This window comes from Ardenticatenales bacterium, assembly GCA_020634515.1.
Classification (GTDB): Bacteria; Chloroflexota; Anaerolineae; order Promineifilales; family Promineifilaceae; genus JAGVTM01.
Window position 1 is genome coordinate 326,281 of sequence record JACKBL010000006.1, and the last position, 25,789, is coordinate 352,069.

Here is a 25,789-nt window from a genome sequence, read left to right on the forward strand (position 1 = left end):
CTATTCCCCATTCCCAAACTGCCGCGCCAGCGCCTCCCACCCTTCCAGCCCACCAGGCAGCCCTAGCCGCGGCGCCAACTGCGCCAACGCCTGCAGCGCCTGCGCCAGCCCTATTTTTTTGGCCATCAGGTAGACCATCACCCAGGCCCCCACAGCTTCCTGGATCGATCCATTTTGCCGATGGATATGTCCCATATTAAAAAGCGTGGCGCACAGTCCCGCTTTGTCCCCGATTTCCTGCCAGATTTGGAGGGATTGCTGCAAATAGGCGAGGGCGGTGTCGTAGTCGCCGCGGGCGTGAGCAGTCGTGGCCATATTATTCAGGGTGGTCCCTTCCCCCGCTTTGTCCCCGATTTCCTGACAGATTTGGAGGGATTGCTGCAAATAGGCGAGGGCGGTGTCGTAGTCGCCGCGGGCTTTGAAAATCTGGGAGATATTATTCAGGGTGGTCCCTTCCCCCGCTTTGTCCCCGATTTCCTGCCTGATGTGGCGGGATTGCTGCAAATAGGCGAGGGCGGTGTCGTAGTCGCCCAGATGAAAGTACTGTTTCCCTGTTTGTCCCAGCGCCTCCGCCTTGATCCGGGGATCGTCCGCCTCGCGGATAAGGGGGAGCCAATCCTTGAGTAGCGTCTGATAGAGGCCGGCACGGTTTAATGCGCCCACAATACGGTCCAGCGCCAGCCGGTCGGCTCGCCTTTGTTCTCCGGCTGCCTGCCACGCCTGATGTACCAGGAGCGCCTGGCTTATCTCTGGTCGTTCGCGGCGATAGACGTAATCCAGGTAAGCGGCTGCCGCGAGCCGCCACGCGCGGGCCACCGGTGGTACCCCCTGCTGCTCCAGCCAGGTCACCACGGGGTGCGGAAGCTGGTATTCATGCACCTGCCAGCGGGCATGATACTGCCGTTCCACCAGTGAAATAGCCAGCAATCGTTGCAGCAGTTGCTCCGGCGCGGGCAAATCCAACCCAATCTTCACCACACCTTCCGCCGGTACGGGTGTCTGGTACGCCCGCAACCGCGCCAACAGGTCGCGCTCCGCCGAATTCAGGTGCGCCACAATCCGCGCCAGAGCCATGTTTGTTTGCAACTCCGCGTTCGCTTCGTCCAGCGTCCGCAAGAACGCTTCCTCTTCCGCCGCGTCCATATTCCGCATCGCGGCAGCGAAGAAATGCAGCCCGCGCCCATTGCCGTGCAGCACCCGGTGTACCTCCCGCAGCCGCTTCCGCTCGCGCAGGAATGCGGGAGGCAGATTTTGCAACAGCGCCATCTGCAAAAAGTCGCCGTAGCCGGCATGGCGCAGCGGCCAATGGTCTGCTTCCGGCCATGCCGGCCAACGCCAGCGGGAAGTAAGCAGCAGGATCAACCTCGGTCCGGCCACGCTTTGCGCTGCCGCCAGCCATGCCCGCAGACGCTCGTCTGTCAGCGCCAGCGTCTGCGCGTCTTGCACCGCCTCCAGGTTGTCGAAAAACAACACCACCCCACGCTCCTGCTCCGCCAACAACAGTCGCAGCAATAATTTGATGCGGTCCGCCTCCTGCGTCAGCCGTCCGACGCCCCTGGTATACCGCTCTGCCTGCGTCGGGCTGAGCGTCAGCTCCATTTCCAACATAAATGCGTCCCAATCCCCCTCCGCCCCGGCTGACCAGGCAAAAACAGTATAGCCGCGCCGCTGCAAATCTTGCGCCAGCTTGCCTGCCAGAGCGGTCTTCCCCTGCCCGCCCGGCCCCGTAATCAGCAACTGCCGCAACCCTCCCCGCCGCCAGCGACTCTTCAAATCGCGCAGTTCACTGCGCCGCCCCACAAAGCGCGGCGGCAGACTGATCTGCTCCAGCGTCTGGTTGGTCCACGTCTGGGCTTGTGGCCGCGGCGTAAACGTCCAGGTGATCAGCGGTTGCGCCGCGTTCTGCGACACCAACGCGGGCAAGCACCACTGTCCCAGGCTCATTTCGCTTACGCCCGCCGCATCGTTTTTTAACCAGATGCTTTCCCGCAGCGGCGTGGTGATCGCCTGGCGCGCCTGCTGCAAAGCCACGTCTATGCGCTCTTTTTGCGCCAGCGCACGGCATAACGCCTGGTTAAACAAAATGCCCGCTCGCTCCAAAACCGATTCGCGCATCCCAATCACGTGCGGAACGCCCATCTGGCTCAACCGCCACATCAACCCCTGCGTCAATGCCAGCGAACTCCCCTGCCCCGACTCGCAAGCAGACAGAACAATACCCTGCACGCTGCTGCCGAAAAAGGCCTGAGCAATCTCCTCATCCCGTACCAGATCGCTACGCCCATCGTCCGCCTCAAACTGGAAAATCGCATACGGCGGTTCTTCCATGTGCGGCGCATCATAAAATTTGCCGTGACCAAATAGAAACAGCAAATGCGGTTGGAAATCGCCCAATAATTGCTTCAAAGTAGCGAAGCGTCCATCGTCAGGCATCTCCAGTTGCACCACGCCCTCGTTCACCAGAGACGCCAACGCTTCCAGCACCAAAGCCTGTTGCTCCTCCACGCTCAACCGACTGTGTTCCGCGTCCAAATCATCAGGCAGAGAGGTGAACAACAGCACCCGCAGCGGTCCCGCTTCCGGCGCCGGGAGCGTCGTCGGCCTCGTTGGCAACTGGCGTAATAGCGTAAATGCCGGCGACTTACCCAGAAACGCATAGTCCGGGTGGTACAACACCTCCCACGGCAGTTGCTGGATAGCCGGATCATCGCTCTCAATGACCACGCACAAAATCGCCAACCCCGCTGCCTGCCGTGCCTGCGCGAAATCTCCCGCCAACTCCGGTTCATCCGCCACGAGCGCATTCCACAGCAGAGCGCCCATATTCTCCAACGCTTCATCCGTCACCACGTCATGAAAAGCATATTTCAACGACAGATCAGCGCTGGCATGCCGCACCCACGGATACCGCTCCAACAGCCCCACCCGAGGGCGAATAACAAACGGCGTCCCACTAACAATTTTGCCCACAACTTCCTCCTGACTCGCCGCAATTCAACGAATTGCGCCACAAACCGCGCAAATCAACGAATTGCGCCACAACCCGTAGGACAATTCGCCAGAATTGTCCGCAAATCAGCGAATTGCACCACAAACCGCAGGACAATTCGCCGGAATTGTCCCCCTCGCAAATCAGCGAACTGCGCTACAAATAACGGGCAAATGTCCACTCCCATTCGTCCCACTCGGAAACAAGCCCCGCCCTAACAGGATTCTGCAAGATGTACTCCCGAATTCTCACCAACTCAGCCTCATCACGAACAACATGATCGTAACTCTCCTCTTGCCAGAATTTTCCCCGACGCTGCAACAAATTATTCGCCTGATTAGCCGTAAACAGCTTGAGAGAGTGCATGATTGACGAAAGACTGTGATACTCGCCATCACCTTTTTGCAACGGAGAAAACATAACGTGGACGTGATTGCTCATAATACAAAAGCTATCCAGATCGTAAACTCGCTGGTGTCGGTAGTGAAGGCTATCCACCACAACCTGAGCTATTGCTATCTGTTTCAGCCAGTGTGGGCCATCCGTAGTGTTGTCAAGATATTGATCAACGTTGGCAAAGAACCGCTTCTGTTCGCGGTACTCTGCTTGTTGTCGCAACAACGATCCCAGAGTGGATTGGTTTTGCACAGCGGCGAGACGATCTTCGTATGTCCGGCGTAGCATGTGGCGCACATGGGCGGGAAGTGAACCCGCAAGACGGAAAGTGACAAATAAAGTCGCACCGGGGGGTTGAATGTGGGGTAGATGGCGGCGATAGGTATGGTTATATCGAAGTTTGTTCATGTTATACGGGACAATTCAGCGAATTGTCCTACAGGAGACAATTCAGCGAATTGTCCTACAGGAGACAATTCGGCGAATTGTCCTACAGGGGTGTGTGAGCAGGGTCGGCGGTGGGTAAGATGTCTGGTAGGGCGTATGTTTCCGCGAGGGGGTGTTGCTTTGTCTCCGCCCCCTGGTAGATTTCAACGACAGGAGGGCGAAATGGGGCCAGGTCTATGACACCTTCAAAACCGCAGAAGGGGCACTCCTCCGTAAAGCGGGGGCGTAAATCACGCAGATCACGCAAGAGGCTATATTCGCGCTCGCAGTTCCAACACTTAAACTTAAGACGTCTGGTCAGGGGATTATCCATAATTATCATGTCCTTCCTTCGCTATGGCACAAACCTGGCCTACTTCTTTCAAAACAAGAGAAACACGGAACTCAAGGTTCCTACGGTGAAAAAGGTGATGGAAGCTATTAACAGGCGTCGTTTGTATTGGGCGCTTTTGTGGAAAAAGGCTTCCAAACCTAAAGGCTCATCTTGTTTCACAGGGTCGCCCTTAAATACTTTGGGGTCTACACGCCAGTTACGGGGAATCAAACTGATTAAGGTTAGCAGCAGGGCCAAAAACCAGCAGCCAAATGTAATATAGAGCCATTTATCTACTGTAACCACTGCCTTTTCTCCCTGTGTCAATTTTAGCACAGTTGCATAGAGGCCAGGAATGGCAAGTTCCAGCGTGACCAATTGTTGTCCTAACTTGTCCATAAGCTCGCTTTGAGCAGCATACCGCTCGTAAAACTTATCGCGCAATATTTTTTCGCTGCTGTTTAGGGGGCGTGTGATGATAGGTTGATCGTCCATTGGCTTATTATGGCTGATATGGAGGCGAGTTGCCAAGTAAGCGCGACAATTCGGCGAATTGTCCTACGGTCGTTGTAGCGCAATTCGCTGAAACGGGACAATTCAGCGAATTGTCCTACGGTTGTTTTAGCGCAATTCGCTGAAACGGGACAATTCAGCGAATTGTCCTACGGTCGTTGTAGCGCAATTCGCTGAAACGGGACAATTCAGCGAATTGTCCTACGGTGAAAAAGGGAAAAATGCCCGATGGAACGGTTTCCATCGGGCATTTTCGGTTTGGCGGGCTGTTGGTACGGGCTTCTTCCTAGTCGAGCGGGGTGATCTGGTAGTAATCTACGTACCAGTGGGAGGGGCGGTACTCATCGGTGGAGGCAAAGAGGCCGAAGTAGGGGTCGTTGATGTATGATGTGTCGGAGGTGTGACCGTGCCAGACGCCATCCACGTAGAAGGTGAGGCCCGTATCGCGGACTTCAATGCGATAGGTGTGCCAGTTGGGGACGGGTTCGTTGCCGGTGAGGCTCTCTTCCTCAAACCAGACGCTATAGTCGTAGCTGAGGCGCTTGAGGGCAGAGCCGCCGCATTCGGGGCAGAAGTCGAGGTAGTCCACGCGCTCAAAGAGGAGCTTGTGCGGACCGTGGTAGATGACGTTGAAGTTGTAGAAGTGGTTGAAGCAGTTGTCGGTTTCGTAAACGTTGCCGATTTCGGGGCAGGCATCGCCGTTCCAATCGCCGCCGAGGATGGCCCCGTGGCTGACGAGGTTGGGCGGGACGCCGGCGCCTTTGACGAGTTGCGCCTGGTATTCGATGACGTAGGGAGGTGTGGGGGCCTGGCGCAGGGGGCTGGTGACGAACCAATCCCAACGGTCGTTCATCATCAGTTCCAGGTAGCCGCCGTCAATGTAGGTGGAGCGGGGATGACGGTCGTAGTCTTCGGGAACCCATAATGAGGTGCGGCGGACGGTCCAGCCTGTGCCGGCATCGTCGAAATCATCACGATACCCGCCCACGACCTGCTGCACATTCGACCACGTCCCTTCCCCAAACGTCCCCACGGCGCGCACGCGATAGAAATACGCATTATCCGGGGACAAAGGCTGCGTCACCTGCGCCGAAGTCGTATCGCCCACGCTGTAACTGGTGAACGCGGCAAAATCCGCCGTGTGGGATTCATGAATCTCGTAACCCTCAATGCCGCTGCCCATGCCCATCCAGGTAAGAAGCCATTGGTTGCTGGCGCTGGGGCGGGAAATGGGATTGAGGGTGACGTAGGGGAACGATTTGGAGAGGACGGGCAGGGCGACCATGTAGGAATCGGACACGGGCACGTCAATGATGGTCGTGGCGGCGCTGCGCGTGATCACGGCGCCCGCGCCGGCGATCATGGCCGTATTGGTGACCATATCGCCGGCAATGAGGTCGTCGGCCAGGGTTGCCTGGAAGGTGATGGTCACCCAGTCGTGTGGGGCGATAATGCCCGTCCAGGTGATTATGCCGGCATTATAAAGGCCATATGAAGCTTCGGGAAAAGTGAGACTATCGGTGATGTAGGTCAGTTCCGCCGGCAACGTGTCCGTTACCCACGCATCCAAAACGGGCGAGGCGGCATTGTTACTGATGGCAATCGTGTATTGCAGCACCGCCGCCGCCGCCGCTTCATCTAGATCAACCTGCTTTTGTGAGCCGGTGAGCGCATCCGGCGATAGCACCTCCGCCGGCGTTTCCTCCGTGGCCGGTGTGCCGGCATCTTGCGCAAAAACCGCGCGCAGCAAAACAAGCGTTAGCGCCGCCGCCATCATCAGCGTGAGCAGAACACGCCCGATGTGCTTTGGCAGTTGCCCCGAGGGGATATTAAGCATCATTCATACCTCCATACAGGTCTGAGGGTGCGCCAGATAATCTGGCGTGCGCCAGGTATTCTGGCAAGGCAAGTTAATTTCCACCGCGGCATCGAACCGCGCACGCGGCCACGGGTGGTTGTTAGAAAGGGTGAAGCTGATAATGGATTGTCCCTTTTGGCGGCTGAAAAACAGGACGTTTTGGTGACGATTCCCGTTCTGGCAGCCAGCGGGATATATTACCTATCGTCGCCGCTTCCGTCAAAATTCGCGGGCAATGGGATCAGGAGTTGGTCCGCGGGTTGGCCCGGATAGGTCAGGCGCGTGAGGTTGTCGCGGGTATAGAGTCCCAGGGAGAGGGTGCGTGGGGGGGGCGTGGATGCCGGCATTTCAAACACATGCCACTGCCACACCACATCCCCCGCCCGCAAAGACGGCGCAAAAGCATCAAAGCCGTCATGCTGCGCCACCAACACGCCCTCAGCATCCAACAGATGCGCGAAAATCGCCAGGTCGGCGGGCAACGCCTGCTCGACGCGCCACATCGTCAGCAGGCGCGGCGGCCCGTCCGGCAGCCACTGACTGCCCAGAAACGTCAGCCGCCCTTCAAACGTAGCCGGCGGCGTGGTTGCCGGCGGCGGCGGGGGCAGTTCCCACACGGCAAACGAGGGATGATTGGGGCTGCGATAGAGGGGTTGCGCCACGCCCGCCAGCGTGAGCAGGTCCGGCAGTGGTGGCGCGTACTCCGGCGCGAAGAGCTGTGCCGGCATTTCCGCCGGGAACACCAGCGCTCGCCCACCCTGCACCCAACGCGCCTCTGGATCGCGCCCCAGATTACGCCGCAGTGAGTCCGCGTCGATGGGGTCCACGCGATCATCCGCCACGACCAATGTCGTCGGCGGTTCGGCGGCCCAGTAACGCGCCATCTCGTAGACGACGGTCTGATACTTCTCGCGTGTTTCTACCGCCGCCGGCCAGCGCCGGAAGCCATCCGCCAGGGTACGCCCGCCGTTGAGGAGCAGGAGGATGCCGATTATTGTTGTTACTGCGTATGTGCCTGCTTTGGTTGTTGTTCGCTCGTGACTACGCGAAAAAATCTCCTGGAGGGCAAATGCCGGCAGCGCATAAACCACCGGCAACGCCCCAATCAACCGCACCGTACTCGGCGCGTCCGGCGTGACCGCGCTGGGGACCAGTGCCAGCCCCAGCCACAACAGCACCAGACCATAAAATGGTCGCCGCCAGCGCCACAACGCCAGCCCCAGGCCACCCACGAAAAACAGCGCCGTCAGCGGGTCAAACAGCGGGCGATTGGGCAGCGAATACGTCCAGCGCGGGTCGCCGGTGAAGGCGAAGACGCCCAGTGTGGCCCGCGTCGTCGCCCATATCGGTCCCCAATCCCCCTGGCGCAAAGCCGCCAGCGGCCCGGATAGCTGCCGCGCGCGCTCGTCCAGGCTGGGGTCGGCGCGCAGGGTGAGGACGAGGGGCAGCGCCAGCAGCAGCGTCACGGCGAAGATGACGAGGGGCTGTCGCCAAAGCTGCCGCCAGGATGACGCCTCGTCCGCCGGCAGGGGGCTGAGGCGGCGGCTGGCGCGGCGCAGCGCCAGGTAGAGGAGAAAGAGAAGGGGCAGCAGGGGCAGGACGCGGGCGGCGGTGTAGCTGTAGAGGGTGAGGCCGAGGAAAATGCCGGCCATAACAGCAGGGCCAACCGTCACAGGACGCTTCCGCCAATACCAGGCCATGCCCACCAGCAGCAACGGCTCCAGGATGGGGCGCAAGCCGACGCGGCTGAAGATGATGGGCCACCAACTGAGGGCGAGGAAAGCGCCGCTGATGAGGGCGGCCAGGGGGCCGGCGTCGCGTCGCAGCCAGCGCATGACGGCCGCTATCAGGAGTAGACCGAGGGAAAATGCCGGCATTCGCGCCGCCAGCACATTATCCCCCAATAACACCTGGAACGGAACAGACCAGTAATGATACAGCGGCTCGTGCCCGAAGCCCTCGCGGAAAAAGAAAGCGTGTTCGCCACCGCGGATGTTCTCCACGATGTCCGCGTTTAGCACCTCGTCCTGCGCCAGGCCGGGGGGCACGTCGGGCAACGCCACCAGCCGCAGCGTGGCCGCCAGCAGCAAGACGAAGGTGGCCGCGAAGAGCCAGCGACGACGGGAGGCATTAGCGGACATCATAAATGTAAATGGAGTAGCCGATACGCGCGTCCGGCTCGTGGGCGCGGAACCAGGCGAAGACGGTTTTCTCGTCCGTGCGCAGGGGTGGCTCGCCCAGGTTGCTGACGCTGATGGCATACAGCCCCGGCGCGGGGTGGTCGCGGTCAAAAGGTACGTTCCACCAGAGGTCGAAGTGGCGCGGCACGCCCGGCAGCGGTTCGTAGGGGATGCCGTAGTAGGCGGGGTCCGCCGTGCCAAACCAGGACAACTTCACGTGCGCGATCTCGTTCGCCGCCAGCCATTCTTGCAGACGGATTAAATCCTGCCCCCAGTCGATGTTGCTGTCGATGAGGACGCGCCCGCCCCGCCCCGGACCGCCGGCGGCGGCGTTGAAGTAGCTGAGGTAATAGGGGTGGATGAGGAGGGTGCTGCCCAGGATGGAGAGCGCGGCCAGTCCGAGGAGGGCGCGCGGCCATTTTGCCCCGCCTGGTTCGGGCGATGACGCGGCGATGCCGGCAACCAGTAGATACAGAAAGGGCAGCATGGGCAAGAGATGGCGATAGCCGATGTTCAGGGCGCTTTGGATGCTGAGGAGGAAGTAGAGAAATGCCGGCACAAACAGAAAAAGCGCACGGGCGCGGGTGCTAGTCCGCCACAGCCGCATCACCAACGCCACCGGCAACAGCAGCAGCAACGGCAGCGGCGTTTTCACGAGAAAGGCAATGGGGAAGTAGAGAGGAAAACCGGTATCCGAAAATTGCCCCAGGAGAAAACTGGGGCGTCCGCCGCTGCTGATGAGCAAAATCTGCTCAATGCCGGACCAAAACGTGGGCATCGGGCCGCGCCAGGCGTTCAGCGGCTGCAGCAGCGACGATTGGAAGTCGAAATTAGCCCATTGCCCGCCGAAAATGGCCCAAACAACAAGCAAACTGCCGGCTCCCGCCGCCCCATACTGCCATAACCGCCGCCATGCGCCGCGCCAGGATCGATCAGGATACAGCGGCAGCACGGCCAACAGCGCGAAAATGGGAACGAAGCTAAGCGTGGAGAGCTTACTGCCAAAGGCCAGCCCCAGGGCCACGGTGGCCGCCAGCCAGCGCCACCAATCGGTCTCCGTCCACAGCCGCCACAACAGCCACGCCGCCAGGAGCAAAAACAGCGTCCCTCCCAGGTCAGTGGTCGTATATCGCCCGTGGGCGAGCAGATTGGGATCGAAAAGGAGGACGGCGAAGGCAAACAAGGCCGCCTGGCGGCTGTTCCCCCACAGTTCGCGGGCAAAACGCGCCCCCACAAGAGCCAATCCCATGGTCAAAAAAAGGATGGGCAGGCGGGCCAGGAAGATGACGAGGGTTACATCGTTGCCGGACTGCCACAGCAGACGGTCGGCAAACGTATACCAGCCATCCCGCCAGCCCCAACTGGGATCGTCCAGGGGGATATGGACATCGGCGAGCAGAAAAACGGGGAGGGCGCTGAGGGTGTTGATCAGCGGGGGGTGCTCCAGGCTAAAGTGAGGATCGCCCGTTGCCAGGAAAGTGAGGCCACGCGTGAGGTGGTTCTGCTCGTCCATCGTGGGGCTGTCCGCCACCATGCTGTCCAGGGCCAGAAAGAAGAACAGGAGCAGCAGCGGCACAACCGGCCAGGCGATAGGAACGTGACGTAAACGTCTCATGGCGACGAATTATACTTGACTCCAGCAAAAGTGGGGCGCGGACGAACAGGGAACAACACAAGTGAAAGGAAAATCCACGCCATCCGTGATTCCTCCACTCCTGAAGCGACCGTTTATCGTTGCCGGCTATCCGTTAGCCCGCAACCTTCTCTACCTGCCCGGTCGTGCCATCCACGCGCACGCGGTCGCCCGTTTGCAGGCGACTGGTCGCCTCATGCACGCCAACAACGGCGGGGATGCCGTATTCGCGGGCGACCACGGAGCCATGCGTCATCATGCCGCCCACTTCCATCACCAGGCCACCGGCGGCGAGAAAGAGAGGGGTCCAGGCGGGGTCCGTGCCCGGACAGACGAGGATTTCCCCCGGCTGCAGGCCGGCGGCGTGCGGATCGAAAACAACGCGCACGGTTCCTTCAACGACGCCAGGCGATACCGGGCTACCCGTGAGCAACGTTTCGCTGTCCGCGCCGGCGCCAACGCCATCATAAAACGCCCGCCCGTCGCTGAGCAAGACGCGCGGAACCTGGCGTCGGCGCTTCTCGCGGACGTAAGCCTCGCGCCGTTGGGCAACCAGTGCGATCCAATCTTGCCGGTCGCCGGCGGCCAGGGCGCGCAGTTCGGCAAAGTGGAGAAAGGTCAGGTCGTCGGGGGCGTGCAGGATACCTTGCGCCGTCAAGCGCGCCCCCTGGTCCAGGAGAGCGACACGCGCCAGGCCCATGAGGCGCACGATGATGTATTTCGGCAGTTCGCGCAGGCCGGCAACTTCGCGCACGAGGTGGGCGGCGCGCCGGGCGAACTGGGCCACGAGCCAGCCACGCTGACGCCGGATAGCGGCCACGAGCGGGGCGATCTGGCTTTCGGCGTACTCCGCGCCACGGCGGAAGACCATGTCAGGAGCCATGTTGGCGTCGTTGATTTGCAGGTAGCTTTGCAGGGTTTGCATGATAGGCGTGGGGTTCTCGCGCCAGCGGGGGCGTCCTAAGTCAATTTCGGCGAGGCCGCGCATGCCGTACTGGCGCAGAAAGGGGGCGATGGCCTGCTGGACGGCGGGCGGCATCTGGTTTTGGAGGTAGGCCGCGGCGAGGGTGGATGCCGGCATTTTCTCAAACCAATCCCCCTCCCCCACCTCCCGAATCCGCGCCGCCGTCGCCCACAATGCCAGGTCCATCTCCGTCGTTACATTATGCGGCAGGCCACGCATCAACTCCAGTGGGTCCGGCGCGTCGGGCACACCCGCCGCCAATCCCTTCAACTGCTGCAAGGAACCAATCCCCGCGACCACAACGGGCAGAACGCCGGGGATCAGGCGCAGGGGAACCTGGTACAACATATCGGCAAAGGTGTCTACCCATTCCGTCAAACTGGTTATGCCGGCAAATCGTCCCTCATACGCCGCCACATACTGCTCCAGCACGCGGTGCGCCCGTTTGCGCCGCGCCGCCGGGCGCAGGACCGTCAGCAACACGCGCCCGAGCATGCCCGGCAACCGCCGTAGCATCGCCCGGCGTAGCGGCGCGGGAAAACCTGATTTACCCGGCGTCAGGGCCGGGTCACTCAGCAGGCCGTCAATCGTCCGCGCCCCGCCCGGCTCAATCTGCGGAAAAGCCGCCCGCATCATGCGACGGCCCATGGGGTGACGAATAACGGGGGTGAAGTTAATCCACAGCCGTTCGCCCGCGCTGAACATGGCCCGCTGCGCCGTCGGCGTGGTCGGATAGCCAAGCAAGCCGCCGCCGCCGGCAAACAACGTACAAAGCGCGTCCTGCCCCAGCGGCGTGATGGGATCGAGCATCCCCTGCACCGCGCCAAATGAAACCAGCACGCGCAATGGCTCATCCGCCCCCAGGCGCGCGGGCAGGGGAAAGAGGGAGGTGATGGCGCGAGATTGCAGGAGATAGAGTTGCTCATTCGCCCAGGCCCATTCCACGTCCTGAGGGATACCGTATAAGGCCGCGGCCTGTTGCCCCAGGTCCGCCAGCCGCAAAATGACCTCATCCGGGATGGCTTGCCGCGTGGCGGCGTCCGCGGCAACCGTTTCCGTGCCCCCTTGCGGCAGGCCGTGAATGGCAATCGCTTTGGCCCCCAACGTTTTGCGCCGAATGCGCCGGTTTTGCGCGTCCACCAGGTAGCTGTCCGGCTCCACCTGCCCGGCCACCAGCGCCTCGCCCAACCCCAGCACGGCGTCAATCACCGTCTCGTCCCGCTGGCCGGTGAGGGGGTTGGCCGTGAACAGGACGCCGGACGCCTGGCTGGGGATCATTTGCTGCACGACGACGGCGAGAGCGACCTCATCCTGGGGGATGTGGTTGCGGGCGCGGTAGCCAATGGCCCGCGCCGTCCACAGGCTGCTCCAGCAGGCGACAACGGCGGCGAGCAAGGCATCCGCGCCGCGCACGTTGAGGAAGGTGTCCTGCTGTCCGGCGAAGGAGAGGTCGGGCAGGTCTTCGGCGGTGGCGGAGGAGCGTACGGCAACGGGGGGGCTGCCGAGGGTTTGGTAGGCGTGAAGGAGGGGTTGGCGGAGAGATGCCGGCATTTCCCCTTCCCCAAACCGTGTCCGAATTCGCGTTGATGCCGACTGCAACGATGCCGGCAACGCTGTTCCCGCCGCCCCCGCCAGCGGCTCCACCTGCGCCAGGATCCACTCCCGCAATCCATTATGGGCGACGTAAGTCCGGTAGGCTGCCGTCGTGAGCAAGAACCCACCGGGCACAGGCAACCCCGCTTGCGCCAGACGGGCCAGGTTTGCCCCTTTGCCCCCGGCGACAGCGAGGGTAGCATCTGGACTTTCCAATGGGAGCGTATAGAGAGACATGTGTTCACACTTCCTTGCCGGTACTTTGCACCGATTAAACGACCGATGTCATGCGGGGGACATTACCCACAAGTGTCGTTATTGTCAATTTTCAGTCACCGCGCGCGCAAATCAGGTCATTAAGCGTTATAATTGCTTTATGAATTTGAAATTACGCCAGAAGATTGAACGCACAATAACGTTTTTGCCGGCAGGCGAGCAACCACCGCCGCCCATCGCTTACTGGGCCACCAGGCCTTACCATGAGCGTTTGGTAGAAGTGTTTATCATTGTCAGCGGAGGCAGGGAGACGTATATGGAGCTAATCGAAGATATTGCGGGTCATCACTTCTGGTTAGGCAAACCGCCCTGGACAATTGGTTTTATTGGACATCCGACGGGAATTGAGTTTGAGACTTGCTATGCGACGCGGGAAGAATCAGAATTGGAGGGCGTAACAATTCCATTCCTGTCCCAAGAGCATTTTATTGCCAACAAACTGGCCATGGGACGTCCACAAGACCTGGCGGATGTGGACCATTTACGCCGTTTGCAGGGTGACTGACGCTGACCATGTAAACGCCAATGAACCCTTCCCTATTACCATCACCGGCTGACAGGAATTCTACTTTGTGGTTTTGTGTTTACTGACTATGCGAAAATACTGGTCAACCATAGCGAAAATTGGCGTCACGATTTTGGGGTTGGCGCTGGCGGCGTCGCAAATCAACCTGGAAGAACTGCGCCAGACCATCGCCAACGTGCAATGGACGGGGTTGGTGACGATGTTCTTCTTGATCAATGCCAGCCTGGTGCTGCGCGCGGGGCGCTGGTGGGTGTTGCTGCGTGGGTTGGGCAGCGAGATTCCTTTTCGACGTCTGGTGAGTTTGTATTTTGCCGGCAATTTCTTCAACGTCTTTCTTCCCAGCGGCTTCGGTGGGGATGTGGTGCGCGTGGTGGAGGCGGCGCGGGACGCCACGCCGGCGGCAGCGGCGGGGACCGTCCTCGTGGACCGGCTGACCGGGCTGATGGTGCTGTTCTTGTTCGCCCTGCTCACGCTCCCCTTCCGCCCCCCGGATTTTCCGCCGGCGCAAGCAGCGGTGGTGGCGGCGATTTCTCTGGCCGGGCTGGTGGGTGGGTTTGTGCTGCTGGATGGACGGTTGTTGCGGCGTTTTGGGCGGTGGTTGCCGGCATTGCTTTCGCCCGTAGGGGATGGACCGGTGGCGCAACTGCTGGCGGCGGTGCGGGGATGCGGTTGGCGGGCGGTGGCGGGGGCGTTGGGGGTGTCGGTTCTGTTTAATGGGATGCTGATTGGGTGGTGGGTGATTGCCGGCATTTCCCTCCGCTACAACATCCCCCTCCACTACTACCTGCTCGCCGTCCCCCTGCTCTCCGTGACCTTGCTGGCCCCTTCCGTGGGTGGGCTGGGCGTGCGGGAGGCAGTGGCGCCTTTGTTGTTTGCCAGTGCCGGCATCAGCCAAAGCCAGGCCGTCGCCCTCTCCCTCCTCGAATTCACCGCCATGCGCCTCGCCGGCCTCGCCGGCGCGCCCGTCTACCTCTGGTCCCTCCTCCACCGCCGACCATCTGCCAAATAAACCCACGCCAGCAAGGGGCATTAAGGAGGATGTCTGGGAGTAGGAGGCAACCATGCTTTACTCACCAAACGATGAGCCGTAACGATGAGCCGTTATGAGGGTTTTGCCGGCATTTACCAGCGCCAGCTACGGATTTGAACTTGATACGCCCGGCTCCGCGCCGAGCAGGGCTTGCAGGGCGGCTTCGTCCAGGATTGTGATATTGAGTTGTTGGGCTTTGGTGAGTTTGCTGCCGGCATTTTCCCCCGCCACCACATAATCCGTCTTCCCACTCACCGACCCCGTCACCTTTCCCCCCCGCGCCTCAATCAACCCCTTCGCCGCCTCCCGCGTCAGCGTCGGCAGCGTCCCCGTCAGTACAAACGTCTTCCCCGCCAGCGCCTCCCCCCGTGACGCCGGTCGCGCCACGGCAAACCGCAGCCCCGCCTCTCCCAGTTTTGCCAGCACCGCCTGGTGCCGCTCATCCGCAAACCACGCCACCACTGCCGCCGCCGTCCGCGGACCAATCCCCTCAATCTCCTCCAGCCGCCCCTGCGTCGCCGCCGCCACCTCATCCAGACTCCCCAGCGTCGCCAGCAGCAACCCCGCCACCACGCCGCCCACAAAGCGAACACCCAACGCCGCCAGCAACCGCTCCGGCGGTTGACTCTTGCTGGCCTCTATCCCCGCCAACAAGTTATCCACCTTCTTCTCTTTGTACCCCTCCAGCGCCAGCAGATCATCCCGCTGCAAGTAGTAAATGTCCGCCACGTCATGAATCAGCCCTTTCTCGAACAGCAGCGCCGCCGTCTGCGAGCCAAACGTGCCGATGTCCATGGCCCCGCGACTGACGAAGTACTCCACGCGCCGCACCAACTGCTCCGGGCAGGCCGGGTTATCGCAATAAAGAGCCACCTCCCCCGGCACACGCACCACGGGCGCGTCGCAAAAGGGGCAGCGCTCCGGCGGCGTCACCACCTGCTCCGAACCATCGCGCAGGTCCGTCACCGGGCCAACGATGTAGGGAATGACTTCCCCGGCGCGCTTCACCCAGACGCGGTCGCCAATGCGGATGTCTTTGCGCGCGATTTCGTCGTAGTTGTGCAGCGTGGCGTTCTGCACCACCACGCCGCCAATTTCCACCGGCTCTAACACGGCGGCGGGGGCGAGGACGCCCGTGCGCCCCACATTCACCTTCACGTCCAGCAGCCGCGTCGTCTTTTCCAGGGCGGGGAATTTCATCGCCAGCGCCCCGCGCGGATCTTTGCCCACGAAGCCCAGACTATCCGCCAGCGGACGGTCGTTGATTTTCACCACGATGCCGTCCACCTCGTAGTTGATTTCATTTCGGTGCGCCTCCCACCGTTCATACTGGGCAGCCACTTCGTCCAAATTGGCGCAGTAGGCCACGTCCGGTGAAACGGGAAAGCCCATGTCGCGCAAATACGCCAGCCGCGCCCACTGCCGGGGGATGTCAATGCCTTCCCAAGCCACGAAGTCGTAGCAGAGCAACGCCAGTGGGCGATTGGCGGTGATGTTGCTGTCTAGCTGGCGCAGTGAGCCGGAGGCGGCGTTGCGCGGGTTCATGTAGGTGCGTTCGCCGTTGGCCGCCTGCGCTTCGTTGAACGCCTCGAAACGGTCCAGCGGGAAAAAGACCTCGCCGCGCACGACCAGGTAGGGCGGCGGCGTCATGTGGCTGCTGGGGTCAATGGGGATGCGCTGCGGCAGCCCGCGGATGGTGCGCAGATTCGGCGTGACATTCTCGCCGACTTCGCCGTCTCCCCGCGTCGCCCCTTGCACAAAACGGCCATCTTCGTAGGTGAGGACAACGGAGAGGCCGTCAATTTTCGGTTCGACGACGTAATCAAGGGATGTTTCTGCCGGCATTAAACGACCAATCCGTTTGCGCCAGGCGTATAAGTCCTCTACGTCAAAGGCATTCGCCAGGCTGAGGATGGGGGCCGGATGCGCCACCTTCTCAAAAGCCTCCGTGACCGCGCCGCCAACACGCTGCGTGGGCGAGTCCGGCGTGATCAGGTCAGGGTGGGCCTGCTCCAGCGCCACCAGTTCTTGAAACAGGGCGTCGTACTCCGCATCGCTAATGATGGGGTCATCCAGAACGTGGTAGCGATAGATGTGGTAATTGACTTCCTCGCGCAGGTGGCCGATACGGGCTGCTGGTTCCATGGTTTGCCTCAGGGATTGACGGGCGTCGGCGGCAGATAGTTGGCGGCGGCGTCGGCGGGCGCGGAAGCAGGCTCCAGGAACTGCGCGGCCACCCACCCTTCGGTGCTGTCCGCCAGCCGCACCTGCCACCACTCAAAGTCCCCCCCTGTTTCCGGGCCGCCAATCACCAGGACAGTTGTTCCTTCGTCCGCCAGCATGATTTGAATGTTGCTGACGTTGGGGCCACCGCGCACAACGACGCCAATGCCATCGGTGTTTGCCACTTCGGCGAAGAAGTCAACCTGCACTTGCGGCGGGGGGGTGGCGCGGTTGGGTGTGGGAATTGGGGTGAGGGTGGGAATGGGGGTGGGCGTGGGCAAGATGCGCGTGGGCGAGGGGACGGGGCTGGGCGGCGCAGTGAGATAGATGATGGTCGGCGTCGCGCCCACGGAAACGGAGAGGGGCGGGCGCGCGAGAAAGGTGTTTGCCAGCGACAGGGAGAAGATGATGGCGGCAATGGTGACGATCACGCCCAATCCCAGCCAGAGCCAGGGGATCGGTTCGGCGGTATCACGGCGCTGCCGGCGCTTGCGCTGCTGATTAAGAGATGTTTCCCGTGGGTCCGGGGGTTGTTCGTATCGTGCCATAAAGGATGTGAGTGTAGATTGGTTCATTCTCCAAGAATGAGCCAATCATATCTTATCAGCACCAGCTCTTAATGACGCTTGATGAGGGCCAAAAACTGGGCGACGGGCCAGGTATTGACCACGTTGGCGGCGGTTGCCCACCCGCGCTGGGCGGTGGCGATGCCGTAGTGACGCAGGGCAAATTCGTCGCTGTGGTGCGCGTCGGTGTTGATGGATAGGCGCACACCAAGTTGTTGCGCCCGCCGCACGTAGCTGTCTTGCAGGTCGAGGCGGCGGGGGTTGGCATTGATTTCCATGATGGTGCCTGTGCGCGCGGCGGCCATGAGAATGCGGTCCATGTCCAGGTCCGCGCCGAGGCGGTCGGGCAGTAGGCGTCCGGTAGGATGGGCCAGCATGTGGACGAGGGGGTTATCGACGGCGGCCAGGGCGCGGGCGGTCACTTGCTCGCGGGGCTGGCGCAGGCTAACGTGCAGCGCGGCAATGACGAAATCCAGTTCGGACAGGACGTCGTCGGGGAAATCAAGGGTGCCGTCGGCGCGGATTTCCATTTCCGTGCCGTGGAAGACACGAAAGTCCGGTCCCATTTCCGCGTCTACGGCGCGCACTTCCCGCGCTTGCTGCCGTAGGCGTTCCACGGAAAGGCCGTTGGCGATGCCCAGGCTGGCGGAGTGGTCGGTGATGGCGATGTATTGCAGGCCTTGGGCGCGGGCGGCCTGGGCCATTTCGCGCACGCTGAGGCGGCCATCGGACCAGGTGGTGTGCATGTGCAGGTCGGCGCGGATGTCGCCGGCCTGGATGAGGGTGGGGAGTTGGCCGTTTTGCGCGGCTTCGATTTCGCCGCGATCTTCGCGCAGGACGGGGGGGATGTAGGGGAGGCCGAGGATGTTGTAGACGTCGGCTTCCGTGGCGCAGATGATTTCGCTGCCGTCGGGACGGGTGAAGGCGTATTCGTTGAGGCTGAGGCCTTGTTTTTGGGCCATTTCGCGCAGGCGGACGTTATGGGCTTTGCTGCCGGTGAAGTAGGAGAGGAGGGTGCCCCAGCGAGATGCCGGCATTACCCTCAAATCCACCCCCATCCCATTCCGCAACGTCACCCGCGCCTTCGTGGGACCACGCCCCACCACCGCGTCCACCGGCGGCAGTGACACAAAACGATCCATCACCGGCTCCGCGTCCGCCGCCGCCACCAGTAAATCAATATCCCCGATGGTTTCACGCATACGGCGCAGCGAGCCGCCGACGGCATGCTCGGTCACGCCGGGGAGCGCGGCCAGTTCGGCCAGCATGGCCTGGGCAATCGGCCACGCTTCTCCCAGGGGCACACGGTCTGTTTGCAGGCGGGCGAGGTTTTGAATGCCGGCAATAATCTTCGCCTCCGATTTCGCCCCCATTCCCGGAAGCTGGCGTAATTTGCCCGCCGCCGCCGCCGCTTGCAACTCATCCAACGTCGTAATCCGCAGCCGGTCGTAAAACAGCTTCACCTTCTTCGGCCCCACCCCCTCAATTTGCAGCAAATCCAGCAGCGACGGCGGAATCTCCACCGCCAATCGCTCATAGAATGCCAGCTTCCCCGTGTCCAGCATTTCCGTGATTTTTTCCGCCAGCGTCTTGCCAATGCCCGGAATATCCGTCAACGCCCCCTCGTCACGAATGGCGCTCAGATCGCGGGGCAAGGCGCGGATGCTTTCCGCGCCATTGCGATAGGCAATAATGCGGTTGAAGTTGTCGCCGCGGATGGCCAGCATATCGGCGATTTTCTCGAATAGTTCGGCAATTTCACGATTGTTCATAGTGGTCTTTCCCATTTTCCGAGCGAATTATACCAGATTCAGCGCCCATGTCTTTGCGCGAAATCGCCACGGCTATTCCCTTTTGTCATGCGGATTAACCCGTGCTACTATTGGTATCCTCTCACCTGATGCGGTTCTAGCTCCAACGGAACCGTCGCCGTAAGGTATCCAACATTTCGTTTGATAAGCTCAAGGAGATTCAAGGAGAAGAAATATGAAGTCTATGAACAAGCGGTATCTACTGCTCTTGTGCGTTTTGGTCATCGGCCTGGTGCTGGCGGCCTGTGGTGGCGGCGCGGCCACGCCAACGGAAGAGCCAATGCCGGAGCCAACCGAAGCCATGGAAGAAACGCCCGCTGAAGAGCCAATGCCGGCATTCGAGCCAATGGTGATGACTGCCGACAACTGCGACTACGGTGGCTTGCTCAAGGAAATCGCGGCGTTGGATCAGTACACCGTACAGTTTACGATGTGCTCTCCTGACCCGGCCTTCCCCTCCAAGGCAGCCTTTAGCGCCTTCGCCATTCAGCCGAGCGAGTACCTGGAATCCACGGGCGGCTCCGGCCAACTGCTGGAGAAGCCAATTGGCACCGGCCCCTATATGCTCGATTCCTGGAACCGTGGCGAAGAAATCGTCTACAAGAAGTATGATGGTTATTGGGGCACGGCGGCCATCGCGGACACGTTGGTGTTCCGTTGGAACTCGGAAGCCGCCGCGCGTCTGCTGGAGTTGCAATCGGGAACCCTGGATGCAATCGACAACCCGGCTCCGGACGATTTCCAGACCATTGCGGACGACGCCACCCTGCAACTGATCAACCGTCCCGCGCTGAACGTGTTCTACGTCGGCATGAACAACACGTATGAACCGTTCAACGACGAAATGGTGCGTCAGGCCATCGCCATGGGCATCGACCGGCAGCGTATTGTGGACAACTTCTACCCCGCCGGTTCGGAAGTTGCCAGCCACTTCACGCCCTGCTCCATCCCCAACGCCTGCGTGGGCGATTCGTGGTACAACTTCGATCCTGAAGCGGCACGCCAGATGCTGGCGGATGCCGGCTTCCCCGATGGGTTCTCCACGGAAATCGCTTACCGCGACGTGGTGCGCAGCTACCTGCCGGAGCCGGGTGTGGTCGCGCAAGACATCCAGGCGCAGTTGAAAGAAAACCTGAACATCGACGCGGAAATCGTGGTGATGGAATCAGGGGCGTTCATTGCCGCCGCGGATGCCGGCGAACTGCCAGGTCTGCACCTGTTGGGTTGGGGCGCGGACTACCCTGATATGACCAACTTCCTTGACTTCCACTTCGGCGCGGGCGCTTCCCAGCAGTTCGGCGACAAGTTCCCGGACATCACGGATGCGCTGTCGAAGGGCGCGGCGCTGTCAAATGACGCCGAGCGCGAGCCGTTTTACGTGGAGGCGAATAATCTGATCAAGCAGCATGTGCCCATGATTCCGGTGGCGCATGGTGGTTCGGCGGTGGCCTATCGTGCCGGCATTGCCGGAGCGCACGCCAGTCCATTGGGCAACGAAAACTTCTCCGTGATGGACCCAGGCAAAGACACCTTCGTCTGGATGCAAAACGCGGAACCCATCAGCCTCTACTGCGGCGACGAGACTGACGGCGAATCCCTGCGCGCCTGCGAACAAGTCACCGAGTCCCTGCTGGCCTACGAAGTGGGCGGCACGGCCGTTGTCCCCTCCCTGGCAACCTCCTGCGACGCCAATGCCGACCTGACCGTCTGGACCTGCAACCTGCGCCAGGGCGTCAAGTTCCACGATGGCAGCGACCTGGACGCCAACGATGTCGTCATGTCCTGGGGCATTCAGTGGGATGCCTCCAGCCCCTACCACGTCGGGAACACGGGTGCTTTCACCTACTTCTCCGCTCTGTGGGGTGGCTTCATCAACGATACGGGCGAGTAATCCCCTTGTCGTTCGTATTAACTACTACCCTGACGCCCATGGCCGAATGGTGAGTTAATTCAACCCGGTTAGTGCGGGATGGTTTGCCGACGCGCGAACCATCCCGCACTCGTTTCCCCCGCGCCCTAAACCGGGGCGATTTTGAAGATAGCGCCAGTCTCTCTGAACACAACCACAATCGCGTATCTCCCACGGAGCAGGTCGCCATGGTTCAATATAGTATCCGCCGCATTCTGGCTTCAATTCCCGTGATCATCGGCGTCCTCATCGTCACCTTTGCCCTGGCGCGGGCCATTCCCGGTGATCCCTGCACAGCCATCCTCGGAGAAAAGGCCACCCCGGAAATCTGCGAGCGCTTCTTCCGTGAAAAAGGGCTGGACCAGCCCATCACGGTGCAATTCTCTATTTTTGCCCGCGACGTGCTGCGCGGCGATTTCGGCGATTCGATCCGCTTCAAGCGTTCGGTCATGCAGATTTTGATTGAGCGGCTGCCAATTACGATTGAATTGGGGATGGCGGCCTTGATTTTGGCGCTGCTGGTGGGCATTCCTGCCGGCATTATCTCCGCCGTCCGCCGCAATTCCCTCATCGACGTCGCCACCATGGTGGGAGCCAACATCGGCGTCTCCATGCCCGTCTTCTGGCTGGGCCTCATGCTCGCCTACGTTTTCGCCCTCGTCCTCAAAGACACCCCCTTCTGGCTCCCACCCAGCGGACGCCTTTCTCCCGGCATGACGCCCATCCCCTTCTACGAATACTATCAGTGGACCCTCGTCGAAGGCGGCTTCTGGACCAAATTCCTGGAATTCATCGGCAATTTCTACATCTTCAACGCCATCATCACCGGCGACTGGGCCACACTCGGCGACGCCATCAAGCACCTGGTCCTTCCCGCCGTCGCTCTCAGCACCATCCCCATGGCCATCATCGCCCGCATGACCCGCTCGGCCATGCTAGAAGTCCTGGGGCTGGATTACATCCGCACGGCGCGAGCCAAAGGACTGGCTCAGTTCACCGTCGTCATGAAACACGCCTTCCGCAACGCCCTCCTGCCCATCGTCACCATCACCGGGCTGCAATTGGGCCTCGTCCTCAGCGGAGCCATCCTCACGGAAACGATTTTTGGCCTCTCCGGCGTCGGGCGCAGCCTCTACGAAGCCATCACCGCCCGCGACTACCCCATCATCCAGGGCTTCGTCGTCGTCATTTCCGTCGGCTACGTCGCCATCAACCTCCTCGTGGACCTCTCATACGCCATTTTGGACCCCCGTATCCGCCTTGATTAAGACACGCGCAAACCATCCGACGTATTCGCTCACCAGGACCACTTCATGGCAACTGTAACCGAAATCCCCCTTGATGACCCCCGTGCCGGCACGCTGGCAGACTACCGCTCCAATAGCCTCTGGCGCATCACCTACCGGCGGCTCTTTCGGCAGCAGTCAGCTATCGCCGGCCTCGTCATCCTCGTCATCCTCGTTTTCCTCGCCGTCGCCGCCCCCATCGTCGCCCCCTACGACCCGGAACAAGTCCTCATCGGCATCGAAGACGTGAGCAAGCGAGAATCCCCCTGCATCCACCTGCTGGGCTGCCCCGCCGACCAGCCGCAGCACATCATGGGAATTGACGGCAACGTCCGCGACGTGCTCAGCCGCGTCATTTATGGCACGCGCGTTTCTCTCTCCGTCGGCTTCATCACAGTCGGCTTTGCCATCATCATGGGCACATTCCTGGGGGCCATTGCCGGTTACGTGGGCGGCTGGATAGACAACGTCATCATGCGCATCATGGACGTGATCCTGGCTTTCCCGTTCCTGCTACTGGCTATCGCCATCGTCAGCGTCCTGGGCGCGGGCCTGACGAATGCCATGCTGGCCATCGCCATTGTCAGCATCCCTGCGTACGCGCGCGTCATCCGCGCCAGCGTGCTTTCCATCCGCGAGCAGGATTACGTGGAAGCGTCTCGCGCCCTGGGGGCCAGCCCCTGGCGCATTCTGTTTGGCCGCATTTTGCCGAATGCGCTCCCGCCGCTGATCGTGCAGGCCACGTTGGGTATCGCCACGGCCATCCTGGACACCGCCGCCCTCTCTTTCATCGGACTCGGCGCGCAACCGCCAACGCCGGAATGGGGCGCCATGCTGGCCAGCGAGCGCAACCAGGTCTTTAGCGCGCCGCATCTGGTATTTTTCCCCGGTCTGGCAATCATGATCACCGTGCTGGCGTTTAATCTCCTGGGGGATGGGCTGCGCGACGCGCTGGACCCGCGTCTGGCGCAGCGCGTTAAGTAACGTAGTCTGGCGCATCCGACAATGGTACTATGGACTGACAAAATGGTCTGTCATCCCTTGTACATTACGTCAAGTAAAGTATAATCGTGCCGTATGTCGTTTTCGTCGCTGTGGTCGTTGATTTTCCCTCCCTGGCTGCGAGAATGGCTGCGTTTTGAACTGATTCCCAGATTAGGGCTACAACCACAAGAGCTGCTCCTGGGCACACTGCGTGGCATGTGGGGCACGCTTTGGTGGATGCTGGTGGGGTTGGGCTTAATAAATGGTGGCCGGGCCTACATGGATGGGCAGTATGCTTTGCCGCGCGCGATCCAGTCGCAAGTGGTGAAGTGGGCGCCCGTTGCTGACTCAGTGGCCCGCCAGACAGACATACCTCGAGAAGTACCGTTAGTCGTGTGGTATAAAGAAAGCAGTATGCAGGCGGAGAATCCGCGGAACTGCACGGGCATTATGGGCACGTATGACCTGGTTCGCTCCGGTCAATTGCCGTGTTTCACGCCTGGTCCTATCTCTGATCAGGAGGTGGCGGCGCAGTTGGCGGTCGGTGCGCTGGAGTTCAAGAAGCGGTGTCCGGAGGTGACGTACGGGACGCACGATCCGGCGGTTTTGCAGCGGTGTTATCTGGCGTATAATGCCGGCATCTCCGCCGCCCAACACATCGATCCCCACACCTCCGCCTACGTCATGAACAATTTCAACGAGCAGTACCAGAATATGGTCTACCGTGACGTAGAATTGGGAACCGTCACCGTCAGCGCATTGGGCGCCTGGCCCGCTCACCTGGCCATCCAAAGCATGATCGCCCATCAGCTCGACCTGGAACAGCCCCCACTCACCCTCACTCTCCTGGATGTGGGCGCGCGATTGTGGGATGCCGGCATTTACGCCGTTTCCAACCTGCTCAACATGGACCTGCCCACCAACCCGCGCATGGAATTCCCCGCCGATCGGGACATCGGCGCGCAAACCTGCCTGGGGCGGGCGCACATCCTGGGTCGTCCCAGTCTCCGCCCCACGCTCAACCCCGTGCGCGAAGACCCCCTGCTCACGCAAGACGTGCACGGCTGCGCCTACAACTTGCCCGGTGTGGACATTGCCAGTTCCAACGCCGCATCGCTTCTGCAAGCCCCCATCCCCGGCGAAGTCACCACCTACACCGACCGCTGGCGCAACACAACGATCCGCATCGAAAACGACGAGTGGATCGTCTGGCTGCTGCACGCGCGCTCCTACCTGGTTGAAGAAGGAACCGTGGAAAAGGGGCAGGCGGTCGGCGTCATGGGCGCGGTGGGCTATGCCACAGGCCCTCACGTCCATTACACCGTATTCGACAAGATCACCAACCGGTTTGTCGATCCTGGATTGCTGCTGCCTAAACAAATCGCCGAAAGTGACGGCGCGGAAACCAGATAGCACAACGAATCGGAGAGATTTCCTAAAATGCCCGTAACTATTCAACCTCGATATCATCCCGGAAGCCCGATTTCAAGCCCAAAGTGTCGCGTCATTCAACTCATCGCGCATCAAAACGCCTCCGGGAAGATGGTCGTTAATAGTTACAAATGAATGAAAGGCGTTGCACCTGAACGGCTACCAAAACACAGAGAGGACAAAGCATATGAATCTGGCGGAACTACTTAGATTTGTGCCATTAGGCGTTGGGCTTTTCCTGGCCTACCACTTGATCATGAAGGAGGGTCTGCCCAATAAAAACCTGGGCAAGATCGCTTCCTATTTTTTGGGTATCTTGCTCGTGTTCCTGGCTATTGGCTGGCTGATCAACTCCTTCTTCACCTCCTGGGCCAACGACATGCTACAGAAGGCGGGATCATCCGACGACCTGAATTCGTTGATTGACACCAGTTCAGGCATCATCCAAAACGCTTTTGGCACAGGAAGCAGCGACATCGAAGCCCAACCGGCCCCCGCCCCCACTCAACCGGCCCCCGCCACCGCCCCTGGCGGCGCGGCAGCCCCACAGACACAACCCACGGACCAAAGCGCCGCGCCCGCCACCGGTCCGCAAACCTACACGGTTGCCACCGGAGACACGCTCTATGATATTGCCTTGAGACATGGCTCTACAGTGGATGCAATTATGCAGGCCAATGGGCTGACGAGCTATGTCATTCAGCCGGGCCAGCAACTCCGTATCCCGGCCGCTCCTTAATCTAGAAAATTGGTCCAATCTGACTTACGACTGACGATGAAATTAACTACGGAATGGCATCGTCAGTTTGAAGGAACGGTAAGGAGACAACTTCGTGGTCCTATTTAATCTCCGTTCCTTCG

18 protein-coding genes are annotated in these 25,789 nt (G+C 60.8%); 7 read left to right on the plus strand and 11 right to left on the minus strand.

Translation table 11 applies throughout. The features are described 5' to 3' along the window. From H6650_17175 to H6650_17210, 8 genes are all read right to left on the minus strand, one after another. On the minus strand, positions 1–2,961 hold the full coding sequence (locus H6650_17175; protein MCB8953741.1) for a CHAT domain-containing protein: 2,961 nt from the start codon (positions 2,959–2,961) through the stop codon (positions 1–3). Between the two features lie 184 nt (positions 2,962–3,145). Continuing rightward, entirely contained in the window at positions 3,146–3,793 is a 648-nt protein-coding gene (locus H6650_17180) for a transposase (protein MCB8953742.1), read from the minus strand. 82 nt (positions 3,794–3,875) lie between these two features. Continuing rightward, a complete protein-coding gene (locus H6650_17185; GenBank protein ID MCB8953743.1) occupies positions 3,876–4,079 on the minus strand; it encodes a hypothetical protein in 204 nt (67 codons plus the stop codon). Positions 4,080–4,193: 114 nt separating this feature from the next. Beyond that, positions 4,194–4,640, minus strand: coding sequence for a hypothetical protein (locus H6650_17190; GenBank protein ID MCB8953744.1), 447 nt, complete (start codon positions 4,638–4,640; stop codon positions 4,194–4,196). A 304-nt stretch (positions 4,641–4,944) separates the two neighbouring features. Further along, positions 4,945–6,498 (minus strand): DUF11 domain-containing protein, encoded by a 1,554-nt coding sequence (locus tag H6650_17195; protein ID MCB8953745.1) that lies wholly within the window; start codon positions 6,496–6,498, stop codon positions 4,945–4,947. Between the two features lie 215 nt (positions 6,499–6,713). Further along, a complete protein-coding gene (locus tag H6650_17200) occupies positions 6,714–8,660 on the minus strand; it encodes a hypothetical protein (GenBank protein ID MCB8953746.1) in 1,947 nt (648 codons plus the stop codon). Continuing rightward, positions 8,647–10,311, minus strand: a complete 1,665-nt coding sequence (locus H6650_17205) for a glycosyltransferase family 39 protein (GenBank protein ID MCB8953747.1) — start codon at positions 10,309–10,311, stop codon at positions 8,647–8,649. The genes H6650_17200 and H6650_17205 overlap by 14 nt, the downstream gene beginning before the upstream one ends. Positions 10,312–10,444: 133 nt before the next feature. Then, positions 10,445–13,123: a phosphoenolpyruvate synthase gene (locus H6650_17210; GenBank protein MCB8953748.1), complete on the minus strand. Its 2,679-nt coding sequence runs from the start codon at positions 13,121–13,123 to the stop codon at positions 10,445–10,447. Between the two features lie 295 nt (positions 13,124–13,418). On the opposite strand from H6650_17210, the gene H6650_17215 reads away from it, so the two are divergent. Next, on the plus strand, positions 13,419–13,667 hold the full coding sequence (locus H6650_17215; GenBank protein ID MCB8953749.1) for a hypothetical protein: 249 nt from the start codon (positions 13,419–13,421) through the stop codon (positions 13,665–13,667). A gap of 88 nt (positions 13,668–13,755) precedes the next feature. Continuing rightward, a complete protein-coding gene (locus tag H6650_17220) occupies positions 13,756–14,697 on the plus strand; it encodes a flippase-like domain-containing protein (GenBank protein MCB8953750.1) in 942 nt (313 codons plus the stop codon). A gap of 126 nt (positions 14,698–14,823) precedes the next feature. Here H6650_17220 and ligA read toward each other — a convergent pair whose 3' ends face one another. The 3 genes from ligA to polX are packed head-to-tail and all read right to left on the minus strand — an operon-like array spanning position 14,824 to position 19,279. Further along, positions 14,824–16,863, minus strand: coding sequence for an NAD-dependent DNA ligase LigA (gene ligA / locus H6650_17225; protein MCB8953751.1), 2,040 nt, complete (start codon positions 16,861–16,863; stop codon positions 14,824–14,826). 8 nt (positions 16,864–16,871) lie between these two features. After that, positions 16,872–17,516, minus strand: coding sequence for an SH3 domain-containing protein (locus H6650_17230; protein ID MCB8953752.1), 645 nt, complete (start codon positions 17,514–17,516; stop codon positions 16,872–16,874). Between the two features lie 41 nt (positions 17,517–17,557). Continuing rightward, the gene (polX, locus tag H6650_17235; protein MCB8953753.1) at positions 17,558–19,279 is read right to left on the minus strand and encodes a DNA polymerase/3'-5' exonuclease PolX; all 1,722 of its coding nucleotides are present in this window, start codon (positions 19,277–19,279) and stop codon (positions 17,558–17,560) included. Between the two features lie 214 nt (positions 19,280–19,493). Here polX and H6650_17240 point away from each other — a divergent pair, with 214 nt between their 5' ends. From H6650_17240 to H6650_17260, 5 genes are all read left to right on the plus strand, one after another. Further along, a complete protein-coding gene (locus H6650_17240) occupies positions 19,494–21,209 on the plus strand; it encodes a peptide ABC transporter substrate-binding protein (protein ID MCB8953754.1) in 1,716 nt (571 codons plus the stop codon). 206 nt (positions 21,210–21,415) lie between these two features. Continuing rightward, entirely contained in the window at positions 21,416–22,495 is a 1,080-nt protein-coding gene (locus tag H6650_17245; protein ID MCB8953755.1) for an ABC transporter permease, read from the plus strand. A gap of 45 nt (positions 22,496–22,540) precedes the next feature. Continuing rightward, positions 22,541–23,497, plus strand: a complete 957-nt coding sequence (locus H6650_17250; protein ID MCB8953756.1) for an ABC transporter permease — start codon at positions 22,541–22,543, stop codon at positions 23,495–23,497. 93 nt (positions 23,498–23,590) lie between these two features. Further along, entirely contained in the window at positions 23,591–24,910 is a 1,320-nt protein-coding gene (locus H6650_17255) for a M23 family metallopeptidase (GenBank protein ID MCB8953757.1), read from the plus strand. 649 nt (positions 24,911–25,559) lie between these two features. Beyond that, positions 25,560–25,667, plus strand: coding sequence for a LysM peptidoglycan-binding domain-containing protein (locus tag H6650_17260; protein ID MCB8953758.1), 108 nt, complete (start codon positions 25,560–25,562; stop codon positions 25,665–25,667). The last annotated feature ends 122 nt before the right edge of the window (positions 25,668–25,789 follow it).

What these genes read in the sequence shown, in the direction of transcription:
- H6650_17195 (MCB8953745.1), bottom strand. Translation starts at nt 6,498, where the DNA reads ATGATGCTTAATATCCCCTCGGGGCAACTGCCAAAGCACATCGGGCGT.
- polX (MCB8953753.1), bottom strand. Translation starts at nt 19,279, where the DNA reads ATGAACAATCGTGAAATTGCCGAACTATTCGAGAAAATCGCCGATATG.
- H6650_17245 (MCB8953755.1), top strand. Translation starts at nt 21,416, where the DNA reads ATGGTTCAATATAGTATCCGCCGCATTCTGGCTTCAATTCCCGTGATC.
- H6650_17205 (MCB8953747.1), bottom strand. Translation starts at nt 10,311, where the DNA reads ATGAGACGTTTACGTCACGTTCCTATCGCCTGGCCGGTTGTGCCGCTG.
- H6650_17230 (MCB8953752.1), bottom strand. Translation starts at nt 17,516, where the DNA reads ATGAACCAATCTACACTCACATCCTTTATGGCACGATACGAACAACCC.
- H6650_17255 (MCB8953757.1), top strand. Translation starts at nt 23,591, where the DNA reads ATGTCGTTTTCGTCGCTGTGGTCGTTGATTTTCCCTCCCTGGCTGCGA.
- H6650_17200 (MCB8953746.1), bottom strand. Translation starts at nt 8,660, where the DNA reads ATGATGTCCGCTAATGCCTCCCGTCGTCGCTGGCTCTTCGCGGCCACC.
- H6650_17215 (MCB8953749.1), top strand. Translation starts at nt 13,419, where the DNA reads ATGGAGCTAATCGAAGATATTGCGGGTCATCACTTCTGGTTAGGCAAA.
- H6650_17210 (MCB8953748.1), bottom strand. Translation starts at nt 13,123, where the DNA reads ATGTCTCTCTATACGCTCCCATTGGAAAGTCCAGATGCTACCCTCGCT.
- ligA (MCB8953751.1), bottom strand. Translation starts at nt 16,863, where the DNA reads ATGGAACCAGCAGCCCGTATCGGCCACCTGCGCGAGGAAGTCAATTAC.
- H6650_17190 (MCB8953744.1), bottom strand. Translation starts at nt 4,640, where the DNA reads ATGGACGATCAACCTATCATCACACGCCCCCTAAACAGCAGCGAAAAA.
- H6650_17250 (MCB8953756.1), top strand. Translation starts at nt 22,541, where the DNA reads ATGGCAACTGTAACCGAAATCCCCCTTGATGACCCCCGTGCCGGCACG.
- H6650_17220 (MCB8953750.1), top strand. Translation starts at nt 13,756, where the DNA reads ATGCGAAAATACTGGTCAACCATAGCGAAAATTGGCGTCACGATTTTG.
- H6650_17180 (MCB8953742.1), bottom strand. Translation starts at nt 3,793, where the DNA reads ATGAACAAACTTCGATATAACCATACCTATCGCCGCCATCTACCCCAC.
- H6650_17240 (MCB8953754.1), top strand. Translation starts at nt 19,494, where the DNA reads ATGAAGTCTATGAACAAGCGGTATCTACTGCTCTTGTGCGTTTTGGTC.